At 58.6% G+C, this 23,736-nt stretch carries 31 protein-coding genes; 13 read left to right on the top strand and 18 right to left on the bottom strand.

All coding sequences use genetic code 11. From position 1 onward, the window contains the following. The 5 genes from IAE40_RS25940 to IAE40_RS02430 all read left to right on the top strand — a co-directional run bounded on the left by IAE40_RS25940 (position 1) and on the right by IAE40_RS02430 (position 3,990). Positions 1 to 309, top strand: coding sequence for an MliC family protein (locus IAE40_RS25940; protein WP_200602575.1), 309 nt, complete (start codon positions 1 to 3; stop codon positions 307 to 309). A gap of 184 nt (positions 310 to 493) precedes the next feature. Further along, the gene (locus IAE40_RS02445; protein ID WP_200602574.1) at positions 494 to 1,351 is read left to right on the top strand and encodes a LysR family transcriptional regulator; all 858 of its coding nucleotides are present in this window, start codon (positions 494 to 496) and stop codon (positions 1,349 to 1,351) included. A gap of 95 nt (positions 1,352 to 1,446) precedes the next feature. Beyond that, a complete protein-coding gene (locus IAE40_RS02440) occupies positions 1,447 to 2,670 on the top strand; it encodes an MFS transporter (RefSeq protein ID WP_200602573.1) in 1,224 nt (407 codons plus the stop codon). Between the two features lie 337 nt (positions 2,671 to 3,007). Next, positions 3,008 to 3,598, top strand: coding sequence for a hypothetical protein (locus IAE40_RS02435; protein ID WP_054893721.1), 591 nt, complete (start codon positions 3,008 to 3,010; stop codon positions 3,596 to 3,598). Then, positions 3,595 to 3,990 carry a hypothetical protein gene (locus IAE40_RS02430; protein WP_153774687.1) on the top strand — a complete coding sequence of 132 codons (396 nt, stop codon included), beginning with the start codon at positions 3,595 to 3,597 and terminating at the stop codon, positions 3,988 to 3,990. The genes IAE40_RS02435 and IAE40_RS02430 overlap by 4 nt, the downstream gene beginning before the upstream one ends. A 116-nt stretch (positions 3,991 to 4,106) precedes the next feature. On the opposite strand, the gene IAE40_RS02425 is transcribed toward IAE40_RS02430, so the two are convergent. Then, complete coding sequence (locus tag IAE40_RS02425; RefSeq protein ID WP_054893723.1) at positions 4,107 to 4,571, bottom strand: hemerythrin domain-containing protein; 465 nt, start codon at positions 4,569 to 4,571, stop codon at positions 4,107 to 4,109. Between the two features lie 376 nt (positions 4,572 to 4,947). On the opposite strand from IAE40_RS02425, the gene IAE40_RS02420 reads away from it, so the two are divergent. After that, entirely contained in the window at positions 4,948 to 5,088 is a 141-nt protein-coding gene (locus IAE40_RS02420) for a hypothetical protein (protein WP_176717975.1), read from the top strand. On the opposite strand, the gene IAE40_RS02415 is transcribed toward IAE40_RS02420, so the two are convergent. From IAE40_RS02415 to IAE40_RS02395, 5 genes are all read right to left on the bottom strand, one after another. Beyond that, positions 5,085 to 5,528 (bottom strand): DUF421 domain-containing protein, encoded by a 444-nt coding sequence (locus IAE40_RS02415; RefSeq protein WP_063544662.1) that lies wholly within the window; start codon positions 5,526 to 5,528, stop codon positions 5,085 to 5,087. The two genes, IAE40_RS02420 and IAE40_RS02415, sit on opposite strands and share 4 nt — an antisense overlap. A gap of 9 nt (positions 5,529 to 5,537) precedes the next feature. Continuing rightward, positions 5,538 to 5,990 (bottom strand): hypothetical protein, encoded by a 453-nt coding sequence (locus IAE40_RS02410; protein ID WP_153774686.1) that lies wholly within the window; start codon positions 5,988 to 5,990, stop codon positions 5,538 to 5,540. Positions 5,991 to 6,056: 66 nt separating this feature from the next. Beyond that, the gene (locus IAE40_RS02405; RefSeq protein WP_200602572.1) at positions 6,057 to 6,560 is read right to left on the bottom strand and encodes a CinA family protein; all 504 of its coding nucleotides are present in this window, start codon (positions 6,558 to 6,560) and stop codon (positions 6,057 to 6,059) included. 168 nt (positions 6,561 to 6,728) lie between these two features. Then, the gene (locus IAE40_RS02400; protein WP_200602571.1) at positions 6,729 to 7,586 is read right to left on the bottom strand and encodes an SDR family oxidoreductase; all 858 of its coding nucleotides are present in this window, start codon (positions 7,584 to 7,586) and stop codon (positions 6,729 to 6,731) included. 87 nt (positions 7,587 to 7,673) lie between these two features. Next, positions 7,674 to 8,213 (bottom strand): type 1 glutamine amidotransferase domain-containing protein, encoded by a 540-nt coding sequence (locus tag IAE40_RS02395; RefSeq protein WP_200602570.1) that lies wholly within the window; start codon positions 8,211 to 8,213, stop codon positions 7,674 to 7,676. A gap of 225 nt (positions 8,214 to 8,438) precedes the next feature. Between IAE40_RS02395 and IAE40_RS02390 the strand changes: the two genes are divergently transcribed. After that, positions 8,439 to 8,597: a hypothetical protein gene (locus IAE40_RS02390; RefSeq protein ID WP_200602569.1), complete on the top strand. Its 159-nt coding sequence runs from the start codon at positions 8,439 to 8,441 to the stop codon at positions 8,595 to 8,597. A 51-nt stretch (positions 8,598 to 8,648) separates the two neighbouring features. Here IAE40_RS02390 and IAE40_RS02385 read toward each other — a convergent pair whose 3' ends face one another. Beyond that, positions 8,649 to 8,858, bottom strand: coding sequence for a general stress protein (locus IAE40_RS02385; RefSeq protein WP_051096970.1), 210 nt, complete (start codon positions 8,856 to 8,858; stop codon positions 8,649 to 8,651). A 301-nt stretch (positions 8,859 to 9,159) separates the two neighbouring features. Here IAE40_RS02385 and IAE40_RS02380 point away from each other — a divergent pair, with 301 nt between their 5' ends. Next, the gene (locus IAE40_RS02380) at positions 9,160 to 10,242 is read left to right on the top strand and encodes a M28 family peptidase (protein ID WP_200602568.1); all 1,083 of its coding nucleotides are present in this window, start codon (positions 9,160 to 9,162) and stop codon (positions 10,240 to 10,242) included. 57 nt (positions 10,243 to 10,299) lie between these two features. Here IAE40_RS02380 and IAE40_RS02375 read toward each other — a convergent pair whose 3' ends face one another. After that, positions 10,300 to 12,087 (bottom strand): thiamine pyrophosphate-requiring protein, encoded by a 1,788-nt coding sequence (locus IAE40_RS02375; protein ID WP_197889587.1) that lies wholly within the window; start codon positions 12,085 to 12,087, stop codon positions 10,300 to 10,302. Positions 12,088 to 12,231: 144 nt separating this feature from the next. On the opposite strand from IAE40_RS02375, the gene IAE40_RS02370 reads away from it, so the two are divergent. After that, complete coding sequence (locus IAE40_RS02370; protein WP_153774681.1) at positions 12,232 to 12,756, top strand: cupin domain-containing protein; 525 nt, start codon at positions 12,232 to 12,234, stop codon at positions 12,754 to 12,756. Between the two features lie 117 nt (positions 12,757 to 12,873). On the opposite strand, the gene IAE40_RS02365 is transcribed toward IAE40_RS02370, so the two are convergent. Next, positions 12,874 to 14,202 (bottom strand): SDR family oxidoreductase, encoded by a 1,329-nt coding sequence (locus IAE40_RS02365; protein WP_200602567.1) that lies wholly within the window; start codon positions 14,200 to 14,202, stop codon positions 12,874 to 12,876. A 307-nt stretch (positions 14,203 to 14,509) separates the two neighbouring features. Here IAE40_RS02365 and IAE40_RS02360 point away from each other — a divergent pair, with 307 nt between their 5' ends. The 3 genes from IAE40_RS02360 (at position 14,510) to IAE40_RS02350 (ending at position 15,889) form a co-directional block, all read left to right on the top strand. Further along, positions 14,510 to 14,728 carry a hypothetical protein gene (locus IAE40_RS02360; protein WP_200602566.1) on the top strand — a complete coding sequence of 73 codons (219 nt, stop codon included), beginning with the start codon at positions 14,510 to 14,512 and terminating at the stop codon, positions 14,726 to 14,728. A 150-nt stretch (positions 14,729 to 14,878) separates the two neighbouring features. Then, complete coding sequence (locus IAE40_RS02355; RefSeq protein ID WP_112898102.1) at positions 14,879 to 15,592, top strand: DUF72 domain-containing protein; 714 nt, start codon at positions 14,879 to 14,881, stop codon at positions 15,590 to 15,592. A gap of 72 nt (positions 15,593 to 15,664) precedes the next feature. Beyond that, positions 15,665 to 15,889: a hypothetical protein gene (locus tag IAE40_RS02350; RefSeq protein ID WP_065863576.1), complete on the top strand. Its 225-nt coding sequence runs from the start codon at positions 15,665 to 15,667 to the stop codon at positions 15,887 to 15,889. A 195-nt stretch (positions 15,890 to 16,084) separates the two neighbouring features. Here the strand turns inward: IAE40_RS02350 and IAE40_RS02345 are convergent, their stop codons facing one another. The 6 genes from IAE40_RS02345 to hxsD form a co-directional block, all read right to left on the bottom strand. Beyond that, positions 16,085 to 16,546, bottom strand: a complete 462-nt coding sequence (locus tag IAE40_RS02345; RefSeq protein ID WP_197889589.1) for a type II toxin-antitoxin system YhaV family toxin — start codon at positions 16,544 to 16,546, stop codon at positions 16,085 to 16,087. Beyond that, a complete protein-coding gene (locus IAE40_RS02340) occupies positions 16,546 to 16,863 on the bottom strand; it encodes a type II toxin-antitoxin system PrlF family antitoxin (protein WP_063544684.1) in 318 nt (105 codons plus the stop codon). Before IAE40_RS02340 ends, IAE40_RS02345 begins: the two co-directional genes overlap by 1 nt. Before the next feature lie 240 nt (positions 16,864 to 17,103). Beyond that, positions 17,104 to 17,712 (bottom strand): His-Xaa-Ser repeat protein HxsA, encoded by a 609-nt coding sequence (hxsA, locus tag IAE40_RS02335; protein WP_112898104.1) that lies wholly within the window; start codon positions 17,710 to 17,712, stop codon positions 17,104 to 17,106. Further along, positions 17,709 to 18,938 (bottom strand): His-Xaa-Ser system radical SAM maturase HxsC, encoded by a 1,230-nt coding sequence (gene hxsC / locus IAE40_RS02330; protein WP_153774711.1) that lies wholly within the window; start codon positions 18,936 to 18,938, stop codon positions 17,709 to 17,711. Before hxsC ends, hxsA begins: the two co-directional genes overlap by 4 nt. Before the next feature lie 5 nt (positions 18,939 to 18,943). After that, entirely contained in the window at positions 18,944 to 20,431 is a 1,488-nt protein-coding gene (hxsB, locus tag IAE40_RS02325) for a His-Xaa-Ser system radical SAM maturase HxsB (RefSeq protein ID WP_200602565.1), read from the bottom strand. Then, the gene (gene hxsD, locus IAE40_RS02320; RefSeq protein WP_112898107.1) at positions 20,428 to 20,727 is read right to left on the bottom strand and encodes a His-Xaa-Ser system protein HxsD; all 300 of its coding nucleotides are present in this window, start codon (positions 20,725 to 20,727) and stop codon (positions 20,428 to 20,430) included. The genes hxsB and hxsD overlap by 4 nt, the downstream gene beginning before the upstream one ends. A 455-nt stretch (positions 20,728 to 21,182) precedes the next feature. Here hxsD and IAE40_RS02315 point away from each other — a divergent pair, with 455 nt between their 5' ends. Further along, positions 21,183 to 21,446: a DUF2790 domain-containing protein gene (locus IAE40_RS02315; RefSeq protein WP_200602564.1), complete on the top strand. Its 264-nt coding sequence runs from the start codon at positions 21,183 to 21,185 to the stop codon at positions 21,444 to 21,446. Between the two features lie 85 nt (positions 21,447 to 21,531). On the opposite strand, the gene IAE40_RS02310 is transcribed toward IAE40_RS02315, so the two are convergent. The 3 genes from IAE40_RS02310 to IAE40_RS02300 are packed head-to-tail and all read right to left on the bottom strand — an operon-like array spanning position 21,532 to position 23,728. Continuing rightward, positions 21,532 to 22,191, bottom strand: coding sequence for a response regulator transcription factor (locus IAE40_RS02310; protein ID WP_200602647.1), 660 nt, complete (start codon positions 22,189 to 22,191; stop codon positions 21,532 to 21,534). 26 nt (positions 22,192 to 22,217) lie between these two features. Continuing rightward, positions 22,218 to 22,589: a response regulator transcription factor gene (locus IAE40_RS02305; RefSeq protein ID WP_200602563.1), complete on the bottom strand. Its 372-nt coding sequence runs from the start codon at positions 22,587 to 22,589 to the stop codon at positions 22,218 to 22,220. Further along, positions 22,586 to 23,728 carry a PAS domain-containing sensor histidine kinase gene (locus IAE40_RS02300; RefSeq protein ID WP_153774675.1) on the bottom strand — a complete coding sequence of 381 codons (1,143 nt, stop codon included), beginning with the start codon at positions 23,726 to 23,728 and terminating at the stop codon, positions 22,586 to 22,588. Before IAE40_RS02300 ends, IAE40_RS02305 begins: the two co-directional genes overlap by 4 nt. Positions 23,729 to 23,736 lie beyond the last annotated feature (8 nt).

Genomic DNA, 23,736 nt, shown 5'->3' with positions numbered 1-23,736 from the left:
ATGGCCTGCTTGGCCCTATCTGCCTGTAATGATAGTGGCAATGAACGAAAAGACATTAGTGCGTCATTGGCGGCTCAAGATAAGGCCGCTTACATGTGTGAAGGCATGGAGGTGGATGTAACCTTCATTGGAGAGGACGCTGCAAGCGTTTTCGTCGGTGGCAAACTTTTCACTCTGGAAGAAGAGCGCACAGCTTCAGGGGCCAAATATTCCGACGGAAAAGGGAACAGTTTATGGACGGAGGGCGAAGTTGAAGCGTTACTGACATTGAGTGGGCAAGGAGTTCGTAAATGCACTGCTGTACTTTAGGGGTTCTCCGATCAAGTCAGCACCTTTTCGGCATCCCTAAGCCACCCATTTCCGGCTGATGGGCAACGTGTTCGGAGTTTTCCTAGAAAATCGCCAACCCTGTGCTTTGCAAGTCTTGACATTGCCCTAGTTGAGTGGGTGCTGATACATTCATGACTGTTGATCAACTATCTATTGAGTCGCTATGTTTGATTGGGAAAGCCTCCGATATTTTATCGCTTTCGTTCGAGAAGGATCATTGGCAGCAGCAGCTCGGTCTTTAGGTGTCGAGCATGCCACGGTTGCAAGAAGGATCTCTGCCCTCGAAACCGCATTGAACATGAAGCTTGTCGACCGGAGAGCGCGCATGTACGCACTCACCGAGGACGGCCTCCGAGTGGGCGAGTATGCAGCGCTGATGGAGTCGGCATCGTTCGCGCTGGAACGCTTTGTCGATGGCGAGGAGTGTCGAGTGGAAGGTGAGGTCGTTTTGTCAGCGCCTCCTGCCTACCTAGGCACTCTGGTCGCTCGCAGATTGGGGGAGCTACGTGAGCGTCATCCTCGACTTCAGATCAGGTTGGTGGGAGCAAAATCGACTGCGTCCTTGGCGAGAAAAGAAACGGATATCGCGATCACTTTCAATCGACCTGAAGAGCGAAGTGTTGTTGCCAAAAACCTGGGAACATTGTGCTTTTACCCTTGTGCAAGCGAGGCCTACTTGGCGAAGCGATCTCCTGAATACTTCGAGTTCATTGGCTATGACCAAAGCATGGTGGAGTCAACACAGCAGAGATGGCTTATGGATCATCTCGATGGTCGGGAGCTTTCGGTGACCAGCAACGACTTGCGGATCCAGGCACTCGCAGCAGTTGGGGGAGCGGGAGTGGTTTACCTGCCGCACTTCTTGGCTGCCGAGTATGGGCTTGTGAGAGCTGACAAGGATATCCCTGCCCTTGAGCTTCCAATTTGGCTCGCTTTTCACGAGGACTTGCGAAACTCAGTGAAGATCAGAGTGGTACTCGACTTCCTCATTGAAGGCTTGGCAAAAACCACATCAATGTGAATTTTTTCACACCCCGTTTGCGCCTCCAGCGAATGGGCGTCCATCAGTCCTCTGATTAATCTGGCCCGCAACCAGTTACCAGAGAGACCTCGCTCATGAACAGCACAACACCCCAACAGGGGACACTCGCTGTGTATCGAACAGCATGGATCGTCACCGCGATTTTTATCCTCTCCAACGCCGCTACTCCGCTCTACAGCATCTGGCAGCAGACCTTAGGCTTTACGTCTGGAACCCTGGCCGTGATTTTCGCCTGCTACATCATCGGACTGCTGTTCACTCTGACGGTGGCAGGACAGCTATCCGACCACTACGGACGCAAAGCTCTGCTGCTGCCCTGCATCGGCTTGGCAATCATCGGCGCTATCCTGTTCCACCAGGCGGAAAGCATTGGTGCCCTCATGGCGGCTCGCTTCCTCACCGGTATATCTGTTGGATTGGTGGTATCCGGAGGTATGGCCAACGTCGTTGAGCACGCTCAACCGCACCGAAAGCACTTTGCTTCGTTGATGGCGTCTGTGGCGATGGTTACCGGTGCAGGTGCAGGGCCGTTACTGGCTGGCATCGTCGCGCAGTATTTCGCCACTCCCATTCACACGGTCTTTGAGATTGAGATCGCTCTTCTTTGCCTGGCGTTTTTTGCTCTTTTAGGCCAAAAAAACCGCAAGCTGGGGGTTGGTTCGTTCAAGCTGCGCTTACCAACCGTTCCGAAAGAGAGCGTAGGTATCGTGCTGCTGGGCATCGCTTTCTTTGGGCCCGGCCTCACATCTACTTCGTTCATCCTTTCCTTGGGCCCGAAGCTGATCGCCACGTTCATGGGAATGAGCAGTCCGTTGATTACCGGCTGCATGGCATTCTTCATGTTCATTGTCGCGGTAGGTGTCCAGTTCGCAGCCAAACGATTTGGCCATCGCACGATCTTCATCATTAGCGGGGCGGCCACGATTGCGTCGATGAGTAGCGTCTGGATCGCCATGGAAATGAACTCTGTGTCCTGGCTGATTGCTTCAGCCCTCTTCGCCGGAGCAGGACAAGGGCTAGGCCAATTGGGTGGCCTCACACTTATCGCAGACAATGTCCGCAGCGAGCGGAGGGCTGAAGCCAATGCGATTTTCAATATGGGTGGGTACATTCCAGCTGGAACAATTCCAGTGGTCACCGGCTACTTGATCGACTTCTTCGGATTGTCCACGGGTATCACGACATTGGTAGCCATCATCGGATCCTTGGGATGCTTGGCCCTTATCCATGTCCACTGGCGAAGCCACACTAGCACCGGGCAGCTTGAGATAGAGCCTAATAAATGTCGTGGCAAGTAGAGCAAGCGTCGAGATATTTGGATTCCATCAAGGTCTGGAAGGATATGACCAGTCGCGTGGAAATTGGGTTGCAGACCCCGGTCACGCTTGCAGTACTTACGGGCAGCATGCCGTACCCGAGGGCGGATGGCTGAGCCGGGCGTGGGGGTTCTGTGCCTTTGGTTGCGTGGCTTCTTGAGGTGATGCTAGCGGCATGCTGACGCCGCAGCCATGTGTGCTCCCTCTCACAGTCGTCGACACTTGATTTGACGTAACCCTGTCAGGCAACTAGCTTTCCATGCCTACTTCCTCCGATGCGCTGCGTCTGGGCGATAACACTGACAAGGACTGTTGCGTCATGACCATTTCCCTCAAGCACGGGCTTGCGGCATTGCTCTGCTGCGGTGCAGTTACTGCACAAGCCGAACCTTCCTCGGTCGGCGACTACTGGCTCATCCACCAGCAAGGCGGCATGTACAAGAACGAAGCCTTCGTCGTCGATGGCGAGCCTGCCAATATCTTCCAGCGCCCGGGCGGTATCCGTTCGCTTGGGGTATTCAGGCTTTACGAAGAGGGCGCCAAGCCGACCATGACCGCCTATGACGTCGAGGTCGATTGCGCCAAGAATCGTGTGCGCCTCAAGGGTGCGCAGAACGTCGACAAGTTCTACAACGATATCCGGCCGGTGAAGGTCTCCACTCAGTGGCAGAAGAAGCCCGAGACGTGGTTGGCGCAGAGCCGTGACTTTCTTTGCCAGCCAAGCCAGCGCCAGGCCAAGTTCATGATTCCGATGGGCAAGATGCTGCCCACCCAGATGGTGGCGACCGCTCCAGGCCTGTTCCAGTTGCGTAACCGAGAGCATGGCAGGGACCTCATCCTGAAGATGGTCGATCAGGCCTTCGACCAGATGCCCGCCCGGAATGCACCTGCCAAGGAGGTGGTGCGATGAAAACACTGCTCTCGCTGATGATCACCGCACTGCTGCTCGGCGGCTGCTCTGCCATTCCGACCCTGCCCGAAGCCCAGGCCCGCAGTTACTGGAAGAACCGCCCGGTGGCCCAGGCGGTCGATCACTTCGGTACACCCAGCGAGATCGCGCTGGCACCGGAGAAGGACTGGGTGGTGCTGATCTATCGCCGCGACACCTCTTATGTGTCGCGTGAAGCGCTGGGTACCTACACCGGTCCGCAGAACGGCCAACTGGTGCATACCGAGTATTGGGGCGATGTGGTCAACTCGGCCAGCTGTGAAATCCGCGTGGCGGTCAATCGGGCCAGGCAGGTGGACTACCTGCTGACTCGGGGGCGCTGTGGTGGCATCAAGCTCACCCCCAGCGCCTGAGCAAGCCAGCTCGGGGCGCTCAGACCTGCTGCCTGAGCCGTTTCAACTGCCTCTTGGGACACAAGCTCGATGAGAAATGCCCTGCCAGCTTCGTCAGGCTGGCAGGGAGTGGCCCATCAGGCAGCCCGCTGCTCGCCCTTGAGCAACTTTTTCTGGGTTTCCATGGTTTGCCCGAGCTGTTCCAGCATGTCTTTACCAAGGAGTTTTTTGGCGGTCGGGAAGAGTTCGCCTTCTTCTTCCTCGATGTGATGCTCCAGCAGCTCTTTCATGACCTTGACCCGACCGGCAAACTCAACGGTGCCGGTGTCAGTGCCGAGAAGGTCAGGGATGACGAGGGAGTCGACAGTGCGGTGCTCCTCCTTGGCCTCGTAGTACATCTTCGCTTCTTCCTTGCCCCCGGCTTCCTTGATGGCCGGGTAGAGAATTTCCTCCTCGAGCGCAGTATGAATCTGCAATTCCTGCTCGATTCTCTGCAGTAGCTCGGCACGTTTTTTCACGGCTCGCTCTGTGGTGGCGGACAGTTCTTCAAGAAGCTTCTTCACCAGCTTGTGATCCTGAATCAGCAAATCGATAGCGTTCATGGCGTTACCTCATCACGGGTTGAGAATACAAAACTTGCCTGGGGTTGAGTCACGGCGAAGCGGCGGGGTTCAACGTCCACGATGGGTGGCATCAGCGATCCGGGCACAGATCAGCGATGACCAGCGCTGCCCGATTAACAGCCAGGTGGATAAGGTCTTGTGATGGGTTGCCAAGTAGAGGGAATTTAGGCGTGGCGTGGAAATCATATGTCATGCGAGAGACATTGAATGCGCCAGATCCTTTCACCCACCCTCAACTGAACAAGAACAAAAGGGGGCTTACATGAGTTGTCTAATCTGCGCTGGTCAGGCTGAGTCCGTCGAATGCATCAGCGGTTGGGAGGAGCGGCGATGCTCCCGATGTGGTTGTTACCGGATGTCCCATTCACTCATTCTGATGATGATGGAAGAGGGGCAGATTTTCGATGCCGAGCGTATGCGCGAATGGCTGATGTCCCATCGCGACAGGATGCCCGTTCCCAGCATCGATCATGCCCAGGCGATATGGGTGCTTTAGTCGGCTGGAATGATCGAGATCTTGCCGTTTCGCTCCACGATGGCAAATTTCACCTGCTCGATGTTCTCGATACCCTGGCTATCCCGCGCCGACTCAAGAATGTCGTCTTCCGTGAGGCGTGCGCGGCGCATTCGGTGATGCAGAAAGCGCCCGTTTTCGACGACCAGGGTAGCGTGCCCATCCAGAAGCCGCGCCAAGGGCTTGGAGTTGAGCTTCGCCAACGACAGCCCTACGTCGAGGACGATCAGCGTAGCAATCACCAGCATGGCGTTGGTGAACGAAAAATCCTCACCCAGCAGCGCCTGTTGAGTCGCCTCTCCAATAATCAGCAGCAAGACGAAGTCGAAGGTAGTCAGGTCGGCCAGAGAGCGTCGTCCGGCTACGCGGAATACCAGCATAAGGGCCAGGTACATCCCAGCTGCGCGTAGGATCGAATCCATGACGCACTCCTATGGGTAGAGGAATGTGGAGAAGTGGACAGCGCTTCGGGGGCCAGCCCTGACGACGCCCTCCAGGGTACCTACGTGATCACTTCGAAGCGTCAGGTACAAGGTGGCCACGCCGTCTTTGCGGGTACCCAGTTGCAGTAACAGGGCAGGGCCGTGCGACATCGAACGTTGCGGTTCCGGCTGCATCGTCTCGATACTGGCAGCGCGAAGTAGAGAGCCCTCGAGCTCTACCTCCACCGGCTGCCCAGGCTCGCCTCGAACAGTGATGTAGAGGTTGTCGGTCGTACCACTGCGACTGAGGCGCTGATACTCGACTTTGACACGACCATCCGGGCTGACCACCTCAGCATCGCTGAGCGGGCCGTTGCCGAACAGCCCTGCCAAGGCCAGCAGGACGATGATGACGAGTACATACCAGCCAACGCGCTCGAAGCGCCAGACGCGTTGCTGCATCGACATGTCTTCTTGAACAGGATTGCGTCTGGACGCCCATTCGTCTTCCGGCATGAGTCCTTGCCCTCAGGCGCGCTCGCCGCGAAGCCAGCGTTGGTGATAGTGAGCAAGACGCGTCAGCCCGAACAACGCTCCCTGTCGCATGACCTCAGACCGCTCACCGAAGAAACGTTGGGTACGCGTAAATACGGCTGTGGGCTCCCCGGCAAAAGCCCAGGCAAAGCACAGGGTGCCCGGCGGCACACCAGACTCAGGGGCGGGCCCCGCGACGCCAGTGGTAGCGATCGCGACATTGGCGTCGCTGTCTCTCAATGCTCCCAGCGCCATTTCCCAGGCTACTGGCTCGCTGGTCAGGCCGTAGCGTTCGATGGTTTCGTCGCTGACGCCAAGCAAGCGTTTCTTGGCGCTTGGGGAGTAGACCACATAGCCACTTTCCAGCACCTCCCCGGTGCCGGGCACCGCCGCCAGAAGCGCGACCATGCAACCTGCCGTGCACGACTCTGCGGTCGTCAGGATCAACTTGTGGTCTTTGAGATAGCTGAGGGCAGTCAATACGGGTTCGCTTGCCATACGACATCGACTCGCTTGTTGTTGTGCGGTGGACGCAATCAAGCGGTGATTGGTTCAGCGCAATCGGTGTCCACGGCGCAAAAACAGCATGTGAGGAGGGGCAGCGCAACGCTGATTCCATCCCGAAAATCAGGAAGCAGGCTCGCCTTCTGGCGAGCCTCTTTTTCGTCAGAGGATCGGTTTCCCGCCGGTAACAGCGTACCGTGAACCACTGATGTAGCTCGCCTCGTCGGAGCCGAGCAGCACGTAGATTGGAGCGACCTCCACCGGCTGTCCTGGCCGCCCCATAGGGTAGCTGGAGCCGAAGTTTTTTACGGCCTCGTCGGGCATGGTAGCCGGGATCAAAGGCGTCCAGATGGGGCCAGGCGCAACGCTGTTGACTCGAATCCCTTTCTTCCCGAGTAGCTGAGCCAACCCAGCCGTGAAGTTGGCAATGGCGCCCTTGGTCGTGGCGTAGGCCAGCAAACTGGGGGATGGGTCGTCGGAGTTGACCGAACTCGTGTTGATGATCGAGCTGCCCTTGGGCATGGAGGGTAATGCTGCTTTGCAGATCCTGAAGATAGCGGTGATGTTGGTATCGAAGGTTTTCACCCATTCGTCATCGCTGATCTCCTCCAGGGTCTCATGGGCCATCTGGACGGCGGCGTTGTTGACCAGGATGTCGATGCGCCCGAACTGTTTGACGGTCTTCTCGACGATGTCATGGCAGTGCTGTTTCTGCGCCAAGTCTCCAGGGAGCAGAAGACATTTTCGACCTGCTGCTTCAACCCAGCGCGCAGTGTCCTGCGCATCTTCATGTTCGTCGAGGTAAGCGATGGCGACGTCAGCACCCTCGCGTGCATAGGCGATAGCGACTGCCCGCCCGATGCCACTGTCAGCACCGGTGATGAGCGCAATCTTGCCTTCCAGGCGGTTGTGGCCGGTATAGGAGTGCTCACCACAATCTGGATAGGGCTCCATCTTGCGTTGTGAGCCGGGGACGCTTTGCGGTTGCGAAGGAAAGGGCGGCGTAGGGAAGTCTCGCATGGTAAAAGCTCCTGCGGTTGTGCCACGGATTTTTTAAGGCTGATCGTGTCAGCGCGCCTTGCCTTTTTGGGTGTGCTGAGAGAAGGGTCAACCGACCAGCATCTTGATCAGTTGCTCGTTGAATGCCGGGATATCGTCCGGCTGGCGGCTGGTGATCAGGTTGCCATCCACCACTACCTCTTCATCAACCCAGTCACCGCCCGCATTGCGAATATCATCCTGCAGCGTCTTGTAGCTGGTCATCCGCTTGCCTTGGACCAGATCGGTCGACACCAGCAGCCAGGCGCCATGACAGATGACCGCCAATGGCTTGCTTGCAGAATTGTGGCTTTTCACCAGTTTCTGGGCGCTGGGTATCAGTCGGATGGTATCGGAATTCTGCACGCCGCCCGGCAGCACAATGGCGTCATAGAGATCCAGGTGGGCACTGTCGAACGTTGCATCCACGGCAAACTCGTCTGCCGGCTTGTCATGGTTCCAGCCGCGTACAGTTCCCTCCTTGTCGCTCAGGATGTCGACCACGGCGCCACTTTTTTCCAGGGCGTCACGCGGGCCGGTGAGCTCTATCTGTTCAAACCCGTCTGTGACCAGGAAGGCCACGCGTTTGCCGCTCAGTTGCGCATTCATTGTGAATTCTCCGTTTACGATGGACCTGAAAGGGAAGGCCATCCACCACGTGCGAAGTTCAAAGACGATGCGTCGAATCGCGTCAAGCTGACCAATGGGCAGCAATTGAAAAATCGCAGGCGTGATTGGCGTGGCGTCGTATTTTGCCGCCTGGCGTTTCCTTTGAATTTTTCTCGTCCTTCGTCCCTCACAGGCACATGAGTAATATTGCCGGGAGGCTTTGCTATGCAACCTAAAACCGAAGGTCTTGAAGAGCACGGCCCAAGTGGTGTGCCGTTCATCAACGATCCAGAAAAACCGACTTCACCGCCTTTGAATGAAGCTGACGCCACTGGCGCTGCAGAGTCTGAGGAAGACATCGAAGACGATGGCCAATCTCTCTGAAGAGCGCCAGGGCGAGTTCTCGCCCCGGCACCTTCACATTGGCCAGCGGCCTTAGCTGTTGCGACCGCCTCCGTGGCTGTTTTGTCCGCCCTTGCGGCCAGCCTCCGAGGCGCGTTCACGGTCGTTGGCAAAGTTGCCGCCCGAGGATTGGCCACCCTTGCGCCCCGCCTCGGACGCTTTCTCTCGGTCGTTGGCAAAATTGCCAGGGTTGTTCTGTGCAGTGCCGCCTTGATGCCCGCGATTGGTTTGGTTATTAGCCATGATCTTTCACCTCATGTCAGTCACACAGGAAAGTCTGTGTTCAACTTCGACCGCTAGCCTGGAGGCAACCACTCCCAAAAATTCGCATCCACCGGACGAAACGCATGAAGTATTAGGCGCTTTATTTCATGTGTCCTAGAGCCTGCGCCGCAAGTAGCCTGGAGCGCTACTCATCAGTCCTCTGGCATTGTTTCCACCAAAGGTGGTTGCTCAAAGAAATGCCTGCAATACCAGCCAATCGGCTGAACGCGGGCTGCTGGGGCAGGGTCAACAACTGGCGATGGAGTGAGGAGGGTGAGCGGTGGAAATCCATGCGTTATTGACCGAGCTGCTGAATGCTCGCGGCCCTGGCGGCCAGGAAGATGAGGTACGGGCCATCTGTCAGCGAGAATTGGCTTCTCTGTGCGACGATGCGCATATTGACGGGGCTGGCAATGTCGTGGGCGTCGTTCGAGCGGAGCATTCCTGTAATCCAGAAGACGCCATCAGGGTCATGGCGCACCTTGATGAGATTGCAATGATCGTCAAGAACGTCCGCGAGAACGGAACGCTGGAAGTTTTGGCCCTGGGTGGTGCTCAGCCGATCAGCTTCGGTGTCTGCCCGGTGGATATCCTTGGCGATGAACAAAACCTGCCCGGTGTTCTGTCCTATGGCTCGATGCACAACAGCGGTCGGACTTCCAATGGGCGAGATGTGCTCGCAGGCAATGTTCAGTGGAAGGATGTATACGTGGTCACGCGCATGTCGAAGCGCGAGCTGCAAGGTGCCGGCGTGCGCCCCGGCACCCGCGTGGTGCTCAGTCAGCATTGGCGCAAACCGTTCACTGTCCATGACTGTGTGGCTGCCCATTTCCTTGATGACCGTGCACCGCTCACTGCGGTCATCGAGTGCGCCCGTTTGCTGCGAGCACGGCGTGAGGAATTGCACCAGGATGTGTGGTTCGTCTTGACCACGCTGGAAGAGGAATCCAATGCAGGTGCGCTCTACGCGGCAGCCAGGTTACCGGGAGAGACCACCATTGCAGTCGAGGTCGGGCCGGTGCTTGAAGAATATGGAACGGAGCTGACGGCCAACCCGATCATCAATACCGGCGATCAGAAGGGGTACTACAGCCGCACAGTGGTGCAGGCGCTGATGACCGCTGCTGGGCGGGCAGGGTACATTCCCCAAACCGCATTGCTGGTAGATTTTGCATCCGATGCCAGCGCGGTGTTGAGTACAGGTATTGATGCCAAGGCTGGCTGCATCGCGATCCCGACCGAAAATACCCATGGTTTCGAGATGGCCGTGCTGGAAGGAATCTCGGCCTGTGCCGTCACGCTCGTCGAATATCTGATAGATCCGCATCCTGACAAGCGATCCGACGCCGCATCCGCAAGATGAGCGCCGCCCCGGATAGCTGAACCGCAGCCCGCGCCTGAGCGCGGGTCTCGGCAGGGTCTATTTTTTACTCGGCAGTACTGAGCTGAATACTTGCTTGGCAGTCTGGACGATGACACCACCCTGATTCGGATCGCCATGAAGCAACGCGCTGGCGAACTTCTTCGCTTGCTCAAGCTTGATGTGGGGTGGCAACGGCGGGACGTCCGGGTCGGTCTTGAACTCGATCAGCACCGGTCGGTCGGCTTCCAGGGCGCGCTCCCAGGCGCTGGCAATGTCTTCTTCACGCTCCACATAGATGCCTTGCAGGCCAATGGAAATGGCGAACAGGTGATAGGGCACGTCCGGGATCGATTGCGAGGCCTCGAATTTGGGGTCACCTTCCATGACCCTTTGTTCCCAGGTCACCTGGTTGAGGTCTTCGTTGTTGAACACTGCGCAGATCCACTGCGGGTTGTCCCACTGGCGCCAGTACTTGGCCACGGTGATGAGCTCGGCCAGGTTGTTCATCTGCATCGCACCGTCACCCACCAACGCCACCACCGCGCGCTGAGGGTGGGCGAACTTCGCCGCGATGGCGTAAGGTACCGCCGCGCCCATGCTGGCAAGGCCGCCGGATAATGAGCACTGCATCCCTTGGCGGATCTTCAGGTCGCGGGCGAACCAGTTGGCGCACGACCCAGAGTCGCTGGTGACGATGGCGTGGTCCGGAAGGCGCGGGGAGAGTTCGCACACCACGCGTTGCGGGTTGATCGGGTCGGCCTTGGCCTGCGCGCGCTTTTCCAGGGTCTTGTCCCACTGTGTGCGCCAGCGTTCGACCTTGCCGCGCCAGCGCCGCTCGCTTTTGTGCTGCAGCAATGGCAGCAATGCTTGCAGGGTTTCGCTGGCATCGCCGACCAGGTTGACTTCCATTGGATAGCGCAGGCTGAGCATGTCCGGTTGCAGGTCGATCTGCACGCCACGGGCCTGACCTTCCTTGGGCAGGAACTCGGCATAGGGAAAGCCTGAGCCGATCATCAGCAAGGTGTCGCACTCGTTCATCAACTGGTAGCTCGGTTCCGTACCGAGCAGGCCGATGGCACCGGTGACCCAGGGCAGATCGTCAGGCAGCACGGCCTTGCCCAGCAGTGCCTTGGCCACGCCGGCACCGAGCTTTTCGGCGACGGCGATGACCTGCTCGGTGGCCTGCAAGGCGCCGGCACCGACCAGGATCGCCACCTTTTTCCCGGCATTGAGCACCTCGGCCGCCCGCTGCAGGTCAGCGTCGAACGGCACGACCTTGGGCTTGCTGTAGCCGATGCCCGAATGCACCGTGCCGTGTACCCTTGCCGGCTCTTGATAGGGCAGGTCCTGTAAGTCATTGGGCAGGATGATGGCGGTGACTCGGCGTTCGCCGACGGCGGTACGCACTGCACGGTCGAGCAGGTGCCGCACTTGCTCCGGGGTCGAGGCCTGCTGTACGAAGGCTCCGGCCACATCCTTGAACATCGACAACAGGTCCAGCTCCTGCTGGTAATGCCCGCCCAGCGCCGCACGCGCTTGCTGGCCGACGATGGCCAGTACCGGCTGGTGATCCATTCGTGCATCGTAGAGGCCGGTCAGCAGGTGCGAGGCGCCGGGTCCGGAAGTGGCGATGCACACACCGAGCTCACCGGTGAACTTGGCGTGAGCGCTGGCCATGAATGCGGCCATCTCTTCATGGCGGGCCTGGATGAATTCAATCTTCCCGTTGGCTCGGCTCAATGCACCAAATACGCCATTGATGCCGTCCCCCGGGTAGCCGAAGATGCGTCGAACGCCCCACTGGTACAAGCGCTCGACCAGGAAGTCGCCTACCGTCGTTGTCATCGTCTTCTCCCTATCTGTGATCAATAGGGTCTGGACTGGGCCGCGGAGGGTAAAGTTTCAACAGGTTGTAGGTGGTCAGTCCATAGGAACCTCGGCACGGGTATGGCTTCTCAAGGACATTACCAGCCTGATCAGGATGCCCTCATGATTGCCATCGACAGTAGCGCCCAGCCCATCCAGGCCTTGCGATTCGAGGACGACGGCGCGACACCCAATAACCGTTTCCCCGTGTTGCTCTACCAGCTGAAACTTGCGCCTGCGCATGACAACGCCAGCGCGTTCGAGTCCTTGTTCGCCGCTCATCAGTGGACCCCGCTGTGGCGTGCCGGGATTTTCGACTACCACCATTTCCACCCCAATGCACACGAGGTGCTCGGCGTTGCCTGCGGCCATGCTCGGATCATGCTGGGCGGCGCAGCGGGTCAGGCGCTGACGGTCAAGGCGGGTGATGTTCTGGTTTTGCCGGCAGGGACAGGCCATCGTTGCATCTCGTCCAGCGACGAATTCCTGGTCGTGGGCGCCTATCCCCAGGGGCAGGAGGATTACGATACCCAGCGACCCGAAACCGGCGCTCACCAGCAGGCGCTGGCGCGTATTGCCCGAGTGCCGCACCCTGAGCAAGACCCGGTGACTGGCGCACATGGTGCGCTGATGAGGCTCTGGCAGTGATTAGCAGCAAACGCCTGCAGAGCCAACCCGATTGTCAAAAGAACGCCTGGATTTCCGCTTGAGAGAAACCCAGGCGAGATCAGCTGGCCAGCCGAACCTTTGCCTCATCGAGATCGTTCACCGGCGCCGGCGTTGGGCATGGGTAATGACGAACCCGGCGAGGAACCCGATCACTGCGGCACTCAGCAACAAAGGGGTTCTGGCCTTCGGGGTTCTCCATCCGCCTTCGACACTTCGCCGACCAATCGGCGGTTCAAAGAGGTTGCCTGAAGACTTCGCTGCGCCAGGGCTACGGTTCAATCCCCAGCGCGTGAGCCATCCCGATAGCGCCGGTAACCCGGGCATCAGATAGCTGGCCAAATGCGCGAGGCGGGCGCTTGCACCGACAGTGGTGCTGGCGTGAGGCGAAATAGCGCAGGCCACCATCGCCTTTGCCACGAGCTCTGGATCGTAGATGGGCCCTGGCGGTTTGAGCGCATGGCCTGTGTAGTTGCCGCCATCGCGCAAGCCTGGGGTATCCATTACGGCTGGGTAGATGTCACAGACGTGGATGTCGGGGAATTCAGTGAGCTCGCCCCTGAGTGCCTGAGTGAGCCCGCGCAAGCCAAATTTGCTGGCTGAGTAGGCTGCGGCATAGGGTTGTGCAACCCAGCTCCCTAGCGACAAGGTGTTTATCAGCGTACCGCTGCCCTGTTTCTTGAAGTAGGGGAGCGCTACATAGGCCCCTCGAAGGTAACCCACCAAGTCGGTCTGGATGACCTGCTCATGGGCTTCGAGCGGCGTCTCCTCGAAACTGCCCACCGCACCCACGCCCGCGTTGTTTATCCAGATGTCTATTCGGCCATGACCAAACTCGGCAGCACGTTCCGCCAAGGCGAGTACCTGATCGCTCTGGGTCATGTCGGTCGTTACGGCGACAGCATCGGTGCCGCAATCGGTGCATTCGTCCAGCGTTTCGAACAACGCCTGCTCATCTCGTGCTGCCAGAACCAGACGCGCGCCTTTGCAGGCAAAGGCATGGGCTGCGGCGCGGCCTATGCCACTGGACGCTCCGGTGATCACCACCACCTTGCCGCGCAGCGGGCCTCTGATCGGCGAACGAGTCAACGGGGGCGGCTCATCGGCGGGTGAAATGGGCTCGCTTATCGGCGCCGTGAAAGTCTCACTGGCTTCGATGCGCGAGAGCTGGAGGGAGGTACCGTCCACAAGATTCAGGGTCAAGTCGCTGATGGTGCCGGCCACCCGCCCAGGGAAAATGGGCTCGCCTTCAGCATCGAGACTGTCGTAGATGAATCGGTCGCCTTCCAGCCATCCGATAGCCGTCAGAAGCTCTGGGCTGAGGTAATACTTGCCGTCTTGGAAAAAGCCTGGGAACTGATGGGCGCGTTCAAGGTTTTCAACGCTGTACCGTTCACCTGGCTTCATGCCTGTCGCTTGATCAATCATGGTGCAAGCTCCCTAAAACGTGGGGGGGGGGTATGCAGGGGAAGGCTGTTAGGCTGGCAAAGTTCAGAGCAACTGGTTCAGTGGTGGTGTGATGCAGGCATGGATGACGTGACAAGCACTTCGAAGCTGCTTCCCTCGACAACCTGAGAGCATGGTGAAGGGACAGGCGCAGCACTTGGACCCCTGCGGTATGGCGCATTAAGCCGTTATGGCAACGCCAGTCGTCAATTGGGGTGAACGGAGGCAACGGAGTCAGGCTCAACCTGGGAGATTCGCTTCTCACTCCACCTGCCCTAGGACCTTCAAAATGCCCAGCTACCTGTACTTGATCAGCTACATCCTCGACAACCAGCCCGGTACTTGCGAGCTCCGTAGTGACCAGGAAGACCTGAGCCGCGAAGCTGCGCGCGAATACTTGCAGGGCCTGCACCGCAACGAGGCTTCTTCATTCACCGATGTGCAAGTTCAGCGTCTTGAGCATGACCACGAGCCCGGCACATCGCCAGGGCACTACCAGCAACCCTGAGGGGTTGCCGGGATGAACGCGATAATCGAAATAAGCCAGGCAGAGCGCCGACTCGTCTCTGGCGCCTCTTGCTCGGCGCTTTGCGCTTATTGAACGACGACCTGCCTTGACGACTCCATTGCAGCAACACAGTGCATTTGGAATGCCATGATGATTCATCTGGGGTGCGCGGGCTGGAGCTTGTCCCGCCAGTACGCCGACGAGTTCCCGCTGCCCGGCAGCCACCTGCAGCGCTATGCCGCGCGGCTTGATGCCGTGGAGATCAACAGCTCGTTCTACCGTGCGCATCTACCTGCGACCTATGCCCGTTGGGCTTGCTCGGTTCCGGAACATTTTCGCTTCGCCGTCAAGCTGCCCAGGCTCATCACCCACGAGCTACGCCTGGAAGGCTGCGAGGTTGCGCTTGATGCGTTTCTTGGCCAATGCCGGCAATTGGGGGACCGCCTGGGCTGCCTGCTTGTTCAGTTGCCGCCGTCGCTCGCCCATGATGCCGGGCGCGACCGGCGTTTCTTTGAAGTCCTGCGCGAACACTATGCCGGGCCGGTCGCGGTCGAGCCCAGGCACGCCAGTTGGCAAGCGGCGCAATCGATGTTGATCGACTTGCGTATTGCCCAGGTGGCGGCGAGCCCTTCACGCTTTGCTGCCGACGCACAACCCGCTGGCTGGCCTGGATTGGTCTACTGGCGCTTGCACGGCGAGCCGCGGATCTACCACAGCGAGTATTCCCAACAGTACCTGCAACAGCTGGCTGAGCGGCTGCAGCGCAGTCACGCTGCAGGTGCAGATACCTGGTGCATCTTCGACAACACCGCCTCCGGCGCAGCATTGGGTAACGCGCTGACGCTTGAGCGTTATCTGCGCTGATGCAAACCGGATCAAACTTTTTGGCTGCGTTAGGGCTCTTCTGAGAACCCATTAGACCGCGAGGAACAGTCCATGAAAGCTGACGATGGCAAGAACGGCGACAAAGTCCCACGGCCGCTCTCTTCTGAAGAAGCACAGCAAGGCGAGCGGGTGCCAGGCCCGGTGCTTGAGCGCCCGGACCAGGATACCGAGGCGGTGGACAAGGTCATTACGCCCACGTCCATCAAGGAACAGGAGGAAAAGACTCGCCAGATCGAAAAGCGTCTGGCCGAGGTCGACAGGAAAGCCCGTCGCTGAATATCCGACCAGGTGACCGGGCGCTAAGCCCGGTCGCGTCCTTTCGGCAGCGCTGAATATGAATGGTTGATCGTTCTTGCGCGCATCGCCGCCACCCTTATTCGCTTGTTCATGGACTGAGTAAGGAATTCATTCGCCTCCCGGAAACACACCTTTTGGCGATGGTTACGAGTGGACGATGCCAAAGCGTGCCGCTTACGCTTTGGGCTTGTCCCAGTCGCTACGCGTCGCAGCCGTCAGCGCATCCCAGTCATCAGGAGGGTTGCCGCGGCCCAGCATCTTTTCGAATACGGCGTAGGGATCGGTTTTGCTGCCTGCGGACCGTAGGGTATTTTCGTCGTTGACCCATGCATAGACGATGACCTTGGATCTTGAGTCGTAGCGAAAGAACAGCCGAAAGCGCCTACCGATTTTTGCCCGCCGCCAATGTCGGTAAGCGGTGCCGAGCGTGTTGCCTTGGCGGAACTCATCGCGGCCTGGGTCAGCAGGCACAGCCTCCAGGATCAGATGGCTCAATGCCCGAAACAGCTTCACGTTAGCGTTGCTTTCAAAACCTCGCGGGTCGTTCTGCTCGGCCCGGGCGGCGGCTTCTTGCAATTTGCGTAGCTGTAAAATCACACCTTCATGGAACAACAGTGTCCAGCCATGTCGCAGCATCAGAGCGCGACCTCACCATCAATATCTTCGTCCAGGTTTACGGAGTGCTTTGCGTTGGCGAGCATGGTTTGCGCCAAGTCTTCCGGCAGGGTGGTGAGGTTGCGGCCGCCTCGGATATCAGCCTCCAGCAAACCCAGGAACGCATTGATGGCAGGATCTTCGTGGGTGGTTTCTACGCGGTTGACCACGACCTCACCGCCTCGTACGTCGAATGCAATCTTGTCTCCAGTGCCGAGGCCTAGAAGCTGGCGAACGGACTTGGGCACTGTGACCTGACCCTTTGAGGTCAACGTCGCGATTTCGTGGATGGCAGGCATGAGTGATCTCCCAAGGCTAATTGAGCGAATGGTAAGGAATAATCCTTACCTTGTCAAATTTTGGTCTTCTGCTCATCAAGCGTAAGCGGGGCAGTCGCTCAACAGGATTGCTCTACCTTCCGGTAGCATTATTTCGCAGGTGGTTGAGCAACCTCTAGCGAGTGGTGTCGACTTGAGGGTTGTGCAGCACGGGATAATTCGTGCTTCGTTGAACGTGTGCTAGCTTCACCCCCACGCAACTCAAGGAATTTTGATCCCCAATGCATTCAGCGATGGCGTATCCATCCGGCCATTGACTGTTAGCCCACTGTCCATCTGAAAGGCCATCAGCGCACCACGTGTCGCTTTGCCCATGACCCCATCAATGGCGCCTTGGTAATACTGACGTACCATCAGCGCGGTCTGCACACGGGTTATCAGGTTGTTTTTCTGCTCATTGGTCGCGCGACTCTTTGAAGTGCTCGAACTTGTCCCGCTGGTAGCGCCAGACGACTGATAAAGGCTGTTGCTGCTGGACGTGCCGCTCGAAGCACTCGGCGCGCTATAGCTTCGGGTACTGGTAGCGGGTGGGCTGTAGTAACGAGGTGCGCTGTAGCCACCCGAGCCGCTGTAGTGGGAGCTGTGCGAACTGTGGGACCGGTGCGAACTGTGCGAGCGATGTGCCGCATAGATGTTGACGGTGTCTGGCGCATTGAGCGTATCGGTAAATACCGGCGGCTGTAACTTATCGTTGGGTTGCCAGTTCGCATCGGCGAGCGACAGATGGCCTGCCTGTGCCAGGGGGGTACCTGCTATTGGCAGCAAGCTGATCCCACTGATCAGCACTTTCCAGCGATCAAGCAATTTCACTGTGCACTCCTTGCATAGGCGCTAAACGCCTCAGTCGATAGCAGTTGTACGCCGCGGCTTTGCCAACGGTCGGTGTGCGATTTGAAGAAACCAGAGCAATGTTTCAATGCAGCGCATTGCTGGCAGGTATCGATGAACAGGTTCTTCCAGTCCGAGATGCTCTGGCGGGCGAAACGCGAGAGGTGTGCCGGGATCAGGCACAGGGGCAAGTTGTAGATCGAAACCGCCACTGCGCGGTTGAACAGGAAATACACGGCCTGGCTCAACGATTCCTGATAGTCCAGCGGGTCAATCCACAGCTCTTCGTAGTTCTTCCTGGCCAGGCCGGTACTTTCGATACCCATCAGCGCAACATGCCGCACGAATGGCAGGTTCCTGAACACGTAGTGGGCGAGCTCTGGCAGGCGTGGCGTGGTCAGGCGATTGAGCACCACGCGTATCTCGATGATCTGGTTGGCGCGCGCCAGGTTGTAAAGACCTTGCAGGGTTTCGCTGAACGCGCCTGGAGCCTGCACCACATGGTCATGGTCTTCGGCATTGTCGGCATACAGCGGGATGCCCCAGCTCAACTGAGGGTGGCTGATGGCAGAGAGCGCTGCGGTCCAGCTCGGGTCTTGGAACAGACGCCCGTTGCTGAGCACATGAATGGATTTCTGCGGCAAAACGGCTTTGCACTTGGCCAGGATTTCGAGCAGGCCGTCGCGATAAAGCGTTGGTTCTCCGCCGCTGATTCCCAGATTTTCCTCGCCCGGGTCCATCAGGTCGATCAGCCGTAGGTTCTCTTCGATGTGCCAACGGTCATCGATATCTTTGGGCGGCTGCGAGCACATCAGACAGAGGCTGTTGCAACGATCGGTCATGAATAGCAGGTTGCTGTCTGAGCCTCGTCGATAGAGCACTCGCACCAGCGTGTTGCCTGGTGTGATGGCAATGACATCGCCGGGCTGCACGACATCCGCATCTCTGGGGGTGTGCAGATGTGGCCTTGCGCTGTCGAAGTCGCCGATCAATGGCTCCGGGATCAGGAATCCACCCACTGGTAATGAGAGCAGATGCGGGCTGCGTAGCCGTTCTTCGTTTGGCAGCCATAGCAGCAGGTCACAGAACTCAGCGCTTCCGGCACAAACAGCCAGGCCTTGTTCGATGAACTCATCAAGCGTGATGACTTTGAGCAGTTTCGGCTCATTCAGGTGATGGATTTCGAAGTGGGTATCTTTGCGCAGCATTGCCTTCAGCCCCTGTAACCCGGGAACCGGACATCGTTGTAAGAGCGCCTGTTTAGCCAAGACAGCAGCACCCTCTGCACGGTGTCGTCGCCATCGCAAAGCAGGCCGAAAAGATGCTTCAGCAGCCCCATGTTCTTCTTGCAGAAGTTGCTGAACACTCTGTGCCCGATCGGGTCAGCTTGGCGGGCATAGTGTTCGATGGGGTCAGCACCACAGTATGGGACAAGTGCGCAATCGGAGCAGCCAGGCAGCGCCTCTGCAACACCACTGGCGAGCAACGCATTCATAACGGGCGATGCGAGCAATTCAGACAAGGGTTGTTGGACGGTGCCAAGCCTCAAGCCGTCCTCTCCCATTTCCAGCAACATTCGGGCTTCGTCCGAGGGATAGACGTAACCGTCATAGTTGTAAACCAGCGCGGCAGTACCAGCGCCAGTAGGGGAGCGCAGGTCTACATAGCCGGAGGAGAAAGGGGTCAAGATATTCTTCAGTAACAGACTCGTATAACTCTCAGAGAGGTATACGCCCTGTTGATTGATGTGCAGCAAATAGGCCAGTGCTTTCTTGTAAAAGGCCAGGTACTGCTCAATAGGATAATCAAGTCGATGGGCACTCTTGATGGCAAACCCATAAGGGCTCAGAGGCCGAAGCGAAATGCTGGAGAAGCCCTGACTAACATACTCATCAATGATCGCTTCAGGTTGTTCGAGGCTTCTTGAAGTCAGCGTGGTCAGCGCGGAAACCGCATCATGGCCTAGGCGCTCACGGACCCACTGGATGCCTTTTACAGTGCGTTCGTAGGAGTCTCGTGACGGAGTAGGGCGGTTGGCATTGTGCAGGGGCGCTGGCCCGTCGAGCGAGGTCGAAAACTGGATGCGATGCTGTTCTGCGAAGTCGAGTATCTCTTCCGTCAGGTGGTGCAGCGTGGTGGTGATGACGAACTGGATATCCCGTTTTTCGACCACGTTCCGTTCAACGACGCATTCGACAATCTGGCGGACGCGCTCGAAGGCTAAAAGCGGTTCGCCACCTTGAAACTCCACAGTCAGGGCGGGAGCATTCGATTCGAACAGGCGATCGACCGCCGCTTGTGCATCCGCTTCCGACAGGTCGTGACCGGTTCCTCCCACAGGGGCACGCGACACCTGGCAGTACTGGCAGGTGTGGTTGCAGCGCAATGTAACCACGAACAAGTGCAGTGCAGGGCCCTGGAAGAGGAAGTCCTTGCGGCTGCGATACTGCGCGGCCATTTCCGGGAGTGGATCGTGGCGGCCTGGTTCATAGATGAAGTGGCGGGCCAGCAGGTCCTTATATAAAGACGTACCTGCTGGAACGTCGAAGTAACTGAGGGCTCGTAGTTGCGCGTCGTTCACGTGCATGTACTCACCGGTATCGGAGGTGAGCAGGATGTCACGATCATGTCCCGTATTCATGCGCATGAATCGAAAAGGCAGCAAGCGGTATTGCTTGGCGTCTGTCGCGATCAGTGTCACTGCGAAATCCCACATCCAACGAAGGCGGCTCGGACCAAGGCTTCGCGCAACCCTGCTGTTTCGCGGTTGATATGGTCGCGTAACGCGAAGTCGTTCAGATGCTGGAGGATCAGCGAGTGAGCCCGCTCCGGGGACAGCGTGAGTCTCACTTCAGCAGGATGGGCTGTGAGGCTTATCTGATTGGCTTCAATACCGACCTGGATCGTGACAGTGTCGGCCAGGGAATAAGCTGCGCGTTGCGCCACGCTGAGCGGGTACGCTGCGCTGTCGAGTTTCAGCGTGACTGGCCATGTCATCGGAATCGCTCCTTCAAATCCTTCGAGGACGTGTGGATTTTGCCGATTGAAGAGGCTTTATGCCATCATCATTTTTACATTGCAAATTTGTTCAGGGTGGTGGATTGCGCGTTCATCGAGACTTCGGCATCAATACGGGGTAGGGGTTAGGGCTCATGGTTCTGGGCAAGCGGGCTCGGATGGATGAGCGCTTAGCGAGATTTTCCGCTACCCGGAGTTTGGGGTGATTGGACGCCCGCAGTCTGCTCGACAGATTCGTTTTTGGTTTAGATCGAGCAGTGTCGGCGGGTTTGTATCACAGCGTATTGGCAGGCGGCGTTGATACCTTGTGATTGATTAACCCAGGTTCGTGACACAGGCCAGGTACTTTGCCGGCTTTAAATGGGCTCCATCGAAGCGAGGCAGCAACGCCTCGGTTCAAACGAACAGCCCATTGAAGCCCGGAGAGCCCGACCATGAACCGCAAAACCGTCTACGCCGCCTGCCTGTTCGCCGCACTGAATGTCTGCACCCTGGCTGCCCGCGCAGAAGCGGCCGGCAACGTGCGCAACTACACCTACGGCACTCAGCTGGATATCAAGAAGGTGGTGTCGACCAGCCAGGATGACGCGCCGACCTGCGGACCGGTCAATGCCCGGCTGACCTACCTCGACTCGCACAATCAGACCCAAGTGATGAACTACCGTACCCTTTCCAGCAACTGCATCGGTGAAAACTGAAATCTACAACCGACTCGATCCGTCTACAGGGAGCGCAGCCATGAATTGGTAAACCCGGAACCACCCTGCCACGCAGGCGCGGGGCTCACTGCTCGTCAGCAGTGGGCCCCGTCAGCTGTGACGCCATGCGCACCAGCTCAGCCACCGAACGTGCTTTCATCTTGCGGGTGACCTTGCCGCGGTGGGCCTTTACCGTGATTTCGCTGATGTCGAGGTCCGCGGCGATGACCTTGTTCATGCAGCCAGCCACCACCCGGTTCATGATCTCCCGCTCGCGAGGGGTCAATGACGCATGGCGCATGCGAAGATCGTGCAGATGGTCTTCGCGCTCCAGCGCGCTGCGGCTTTTTTCCAGCGCGGCGCTGATGGCCGCGAGCAGAATGTCAGCGTCGAACGGCTTGGTCAGGAACTCCAGCGCGCCGGCCTTCATGGCGCGAACCGTGCCTGGAATATCGCCGTAGCCGGTGATGAAAATGATCGGCATGGTCGGCTGCGCGCCGGTCAGGTTGGCCTGCAAGTCCAAGCCGTTCAGGCCCGGCAGATTGATATCCAGCACCAGGCAACTGGGCACGACCTCCCGGGGGTGAGCGAGAAAGGTCTGGGCACAGGCGAACAGCTGCGGCTGCCAGTCGGCGAAGCGGATCAGCGCTTCCAGCGACTCGCGCACGGAAATATCGTCGTCCACGACATACACCACAGGCGTTGCAGTGGCCGTCACGGGGGCTGTGAGGGGGCGGGCGATCATCCGGTCAGTTCCTTTGAATTCCTTGATCAACCAACCGGCAACGCGGCACTCAGTGCCTTGAGCAGTTGTGCCTCGCTAAAAGGCTTGGCCAGGCAGTCGATCACGCCGGCGCCCTGCAGGCGCGGGTCCCGGCAAGCGTCGGTGTTGGCGGTGACGAGGATCACCGGCATGGCGTGGCCGCAGGCTTGCAGGGCCTGGAGCAGATCCGGGCCTGACATGCCGGGCATCAGCACATCCAGGATCAGACAGCGGATCTGCTGCAGGCCAGACGCGCTCAGGAAAGACTGGGCCGAGGCGAATGCTTCTACCGCGAACCCGAACTCTCTAAGCAGGGCGGGCAGCGACTCGCGGACCGACTCGTCGTCATCGACCACCGCTACGAGCAAGGGCCCTTTCATCCGTTAACCTCCTTGGTGACACCGTCGGCTGTTGCTTCGCTGCTGGCTGTCGGCAACGGAATGGCACAGTGAAAGGTTGCCCCCGGGCCATCATTGAGTGTGGCCCAGAGCTCCCCATTGTGGCGTTCGATGATCGAGCGGCTGATGGATAGGCCGATTCCCATCCCGGATTCCTTGGTGGTGTAGAACGTCTCAAACAGGCGCTCCATGGCCTGGTGGTCGAAACCGCTGCCGTTGTCGCGTACAGCCAGGTGCACGCCATGTTGGCCGTCCAGAACCGTGGTCACCAGCAGCTGCCGTGCGGTGCCGGCCGCTTTGCGCATGGCTTCGATGGCGTTGATGATCAGGTTGAGGATCACCTGCTGCAGCTGCACGCGGTCCCCCATGACCGCTGGCAGCCCCTTGGCAAACTGCACCTGTAGCGCAATGCCGTTGCGCCGTAGCTCGCCGAGCAGCAGTGTGATGACTTCGTGCGCCGCCTCGTTTACATCGACTGCTTCGGTCATCACGCTTTGCCTGGCGAACAAGGCGCGCAGGCGCTTGATCACATCCGCAGCACGGTTGCCGTCACGAATGGTGCGCCGCGCGGTCTCCATCGCGCCATCGACGTTGGGTGGGGTGGCACCGAGCATGCGCAGGCAGGTGCTGGCGTTAGTGACAATGCCTGCCAGCGGCTGATTGACCTCATGAGCAATGGAGGCCGTGAGCGCGCCGAGGCTTGCTACCCGTGCCAGGTGGGCCATTTCCGATCGGACTTTGTCCAGCGCTTCTTCAGCCTGCTTGCGGTCTTCGATATCGGTGTTTTCGCCGTACCAGCACACCACTGCTCCGGTGTCATCACGTTGCGGCACGGCGCGGATCAGGAACCAGCGAAAGGCACCGTCGTGGCGCCGTAGCCGAGCTTCGTATTCACCTGGCGTGCCGGCCTGCATCAAGGCCACCCAGTACTGCTGCAGTCCTCCGGCGTCGTCCGGGTGCAGCGATGCGGTCCAGCCTTGGCCACGTGCCTGCTCTTGCGACATGCCGGTGTAATCGCACCAGCGCTGGTTGATGAAATTGACCTCGCCATTGCCGTCGGCGCTCCAGACGAAGCCGGGCACGGCATTGATTAGGTGGCTTAGGTCTGGTTCGTTGGGCATGGCGGTTC

Origin of the sequence: Pseudomonas sp. S44 (assembly GCF_016624805.1) — a bacterium.
In the GTDB taxonomy this organism is placed as follows: Bacteria; Pseudomonadota; Gammaproteobacteria; order Pseudomonadales; family Pseudomonadaceae; genus Aquipseudomonas; species Aquipseudomonas machongensis.
This window is presented reverse-complemented; position numbering and strand designations above follow the sequence as displayed.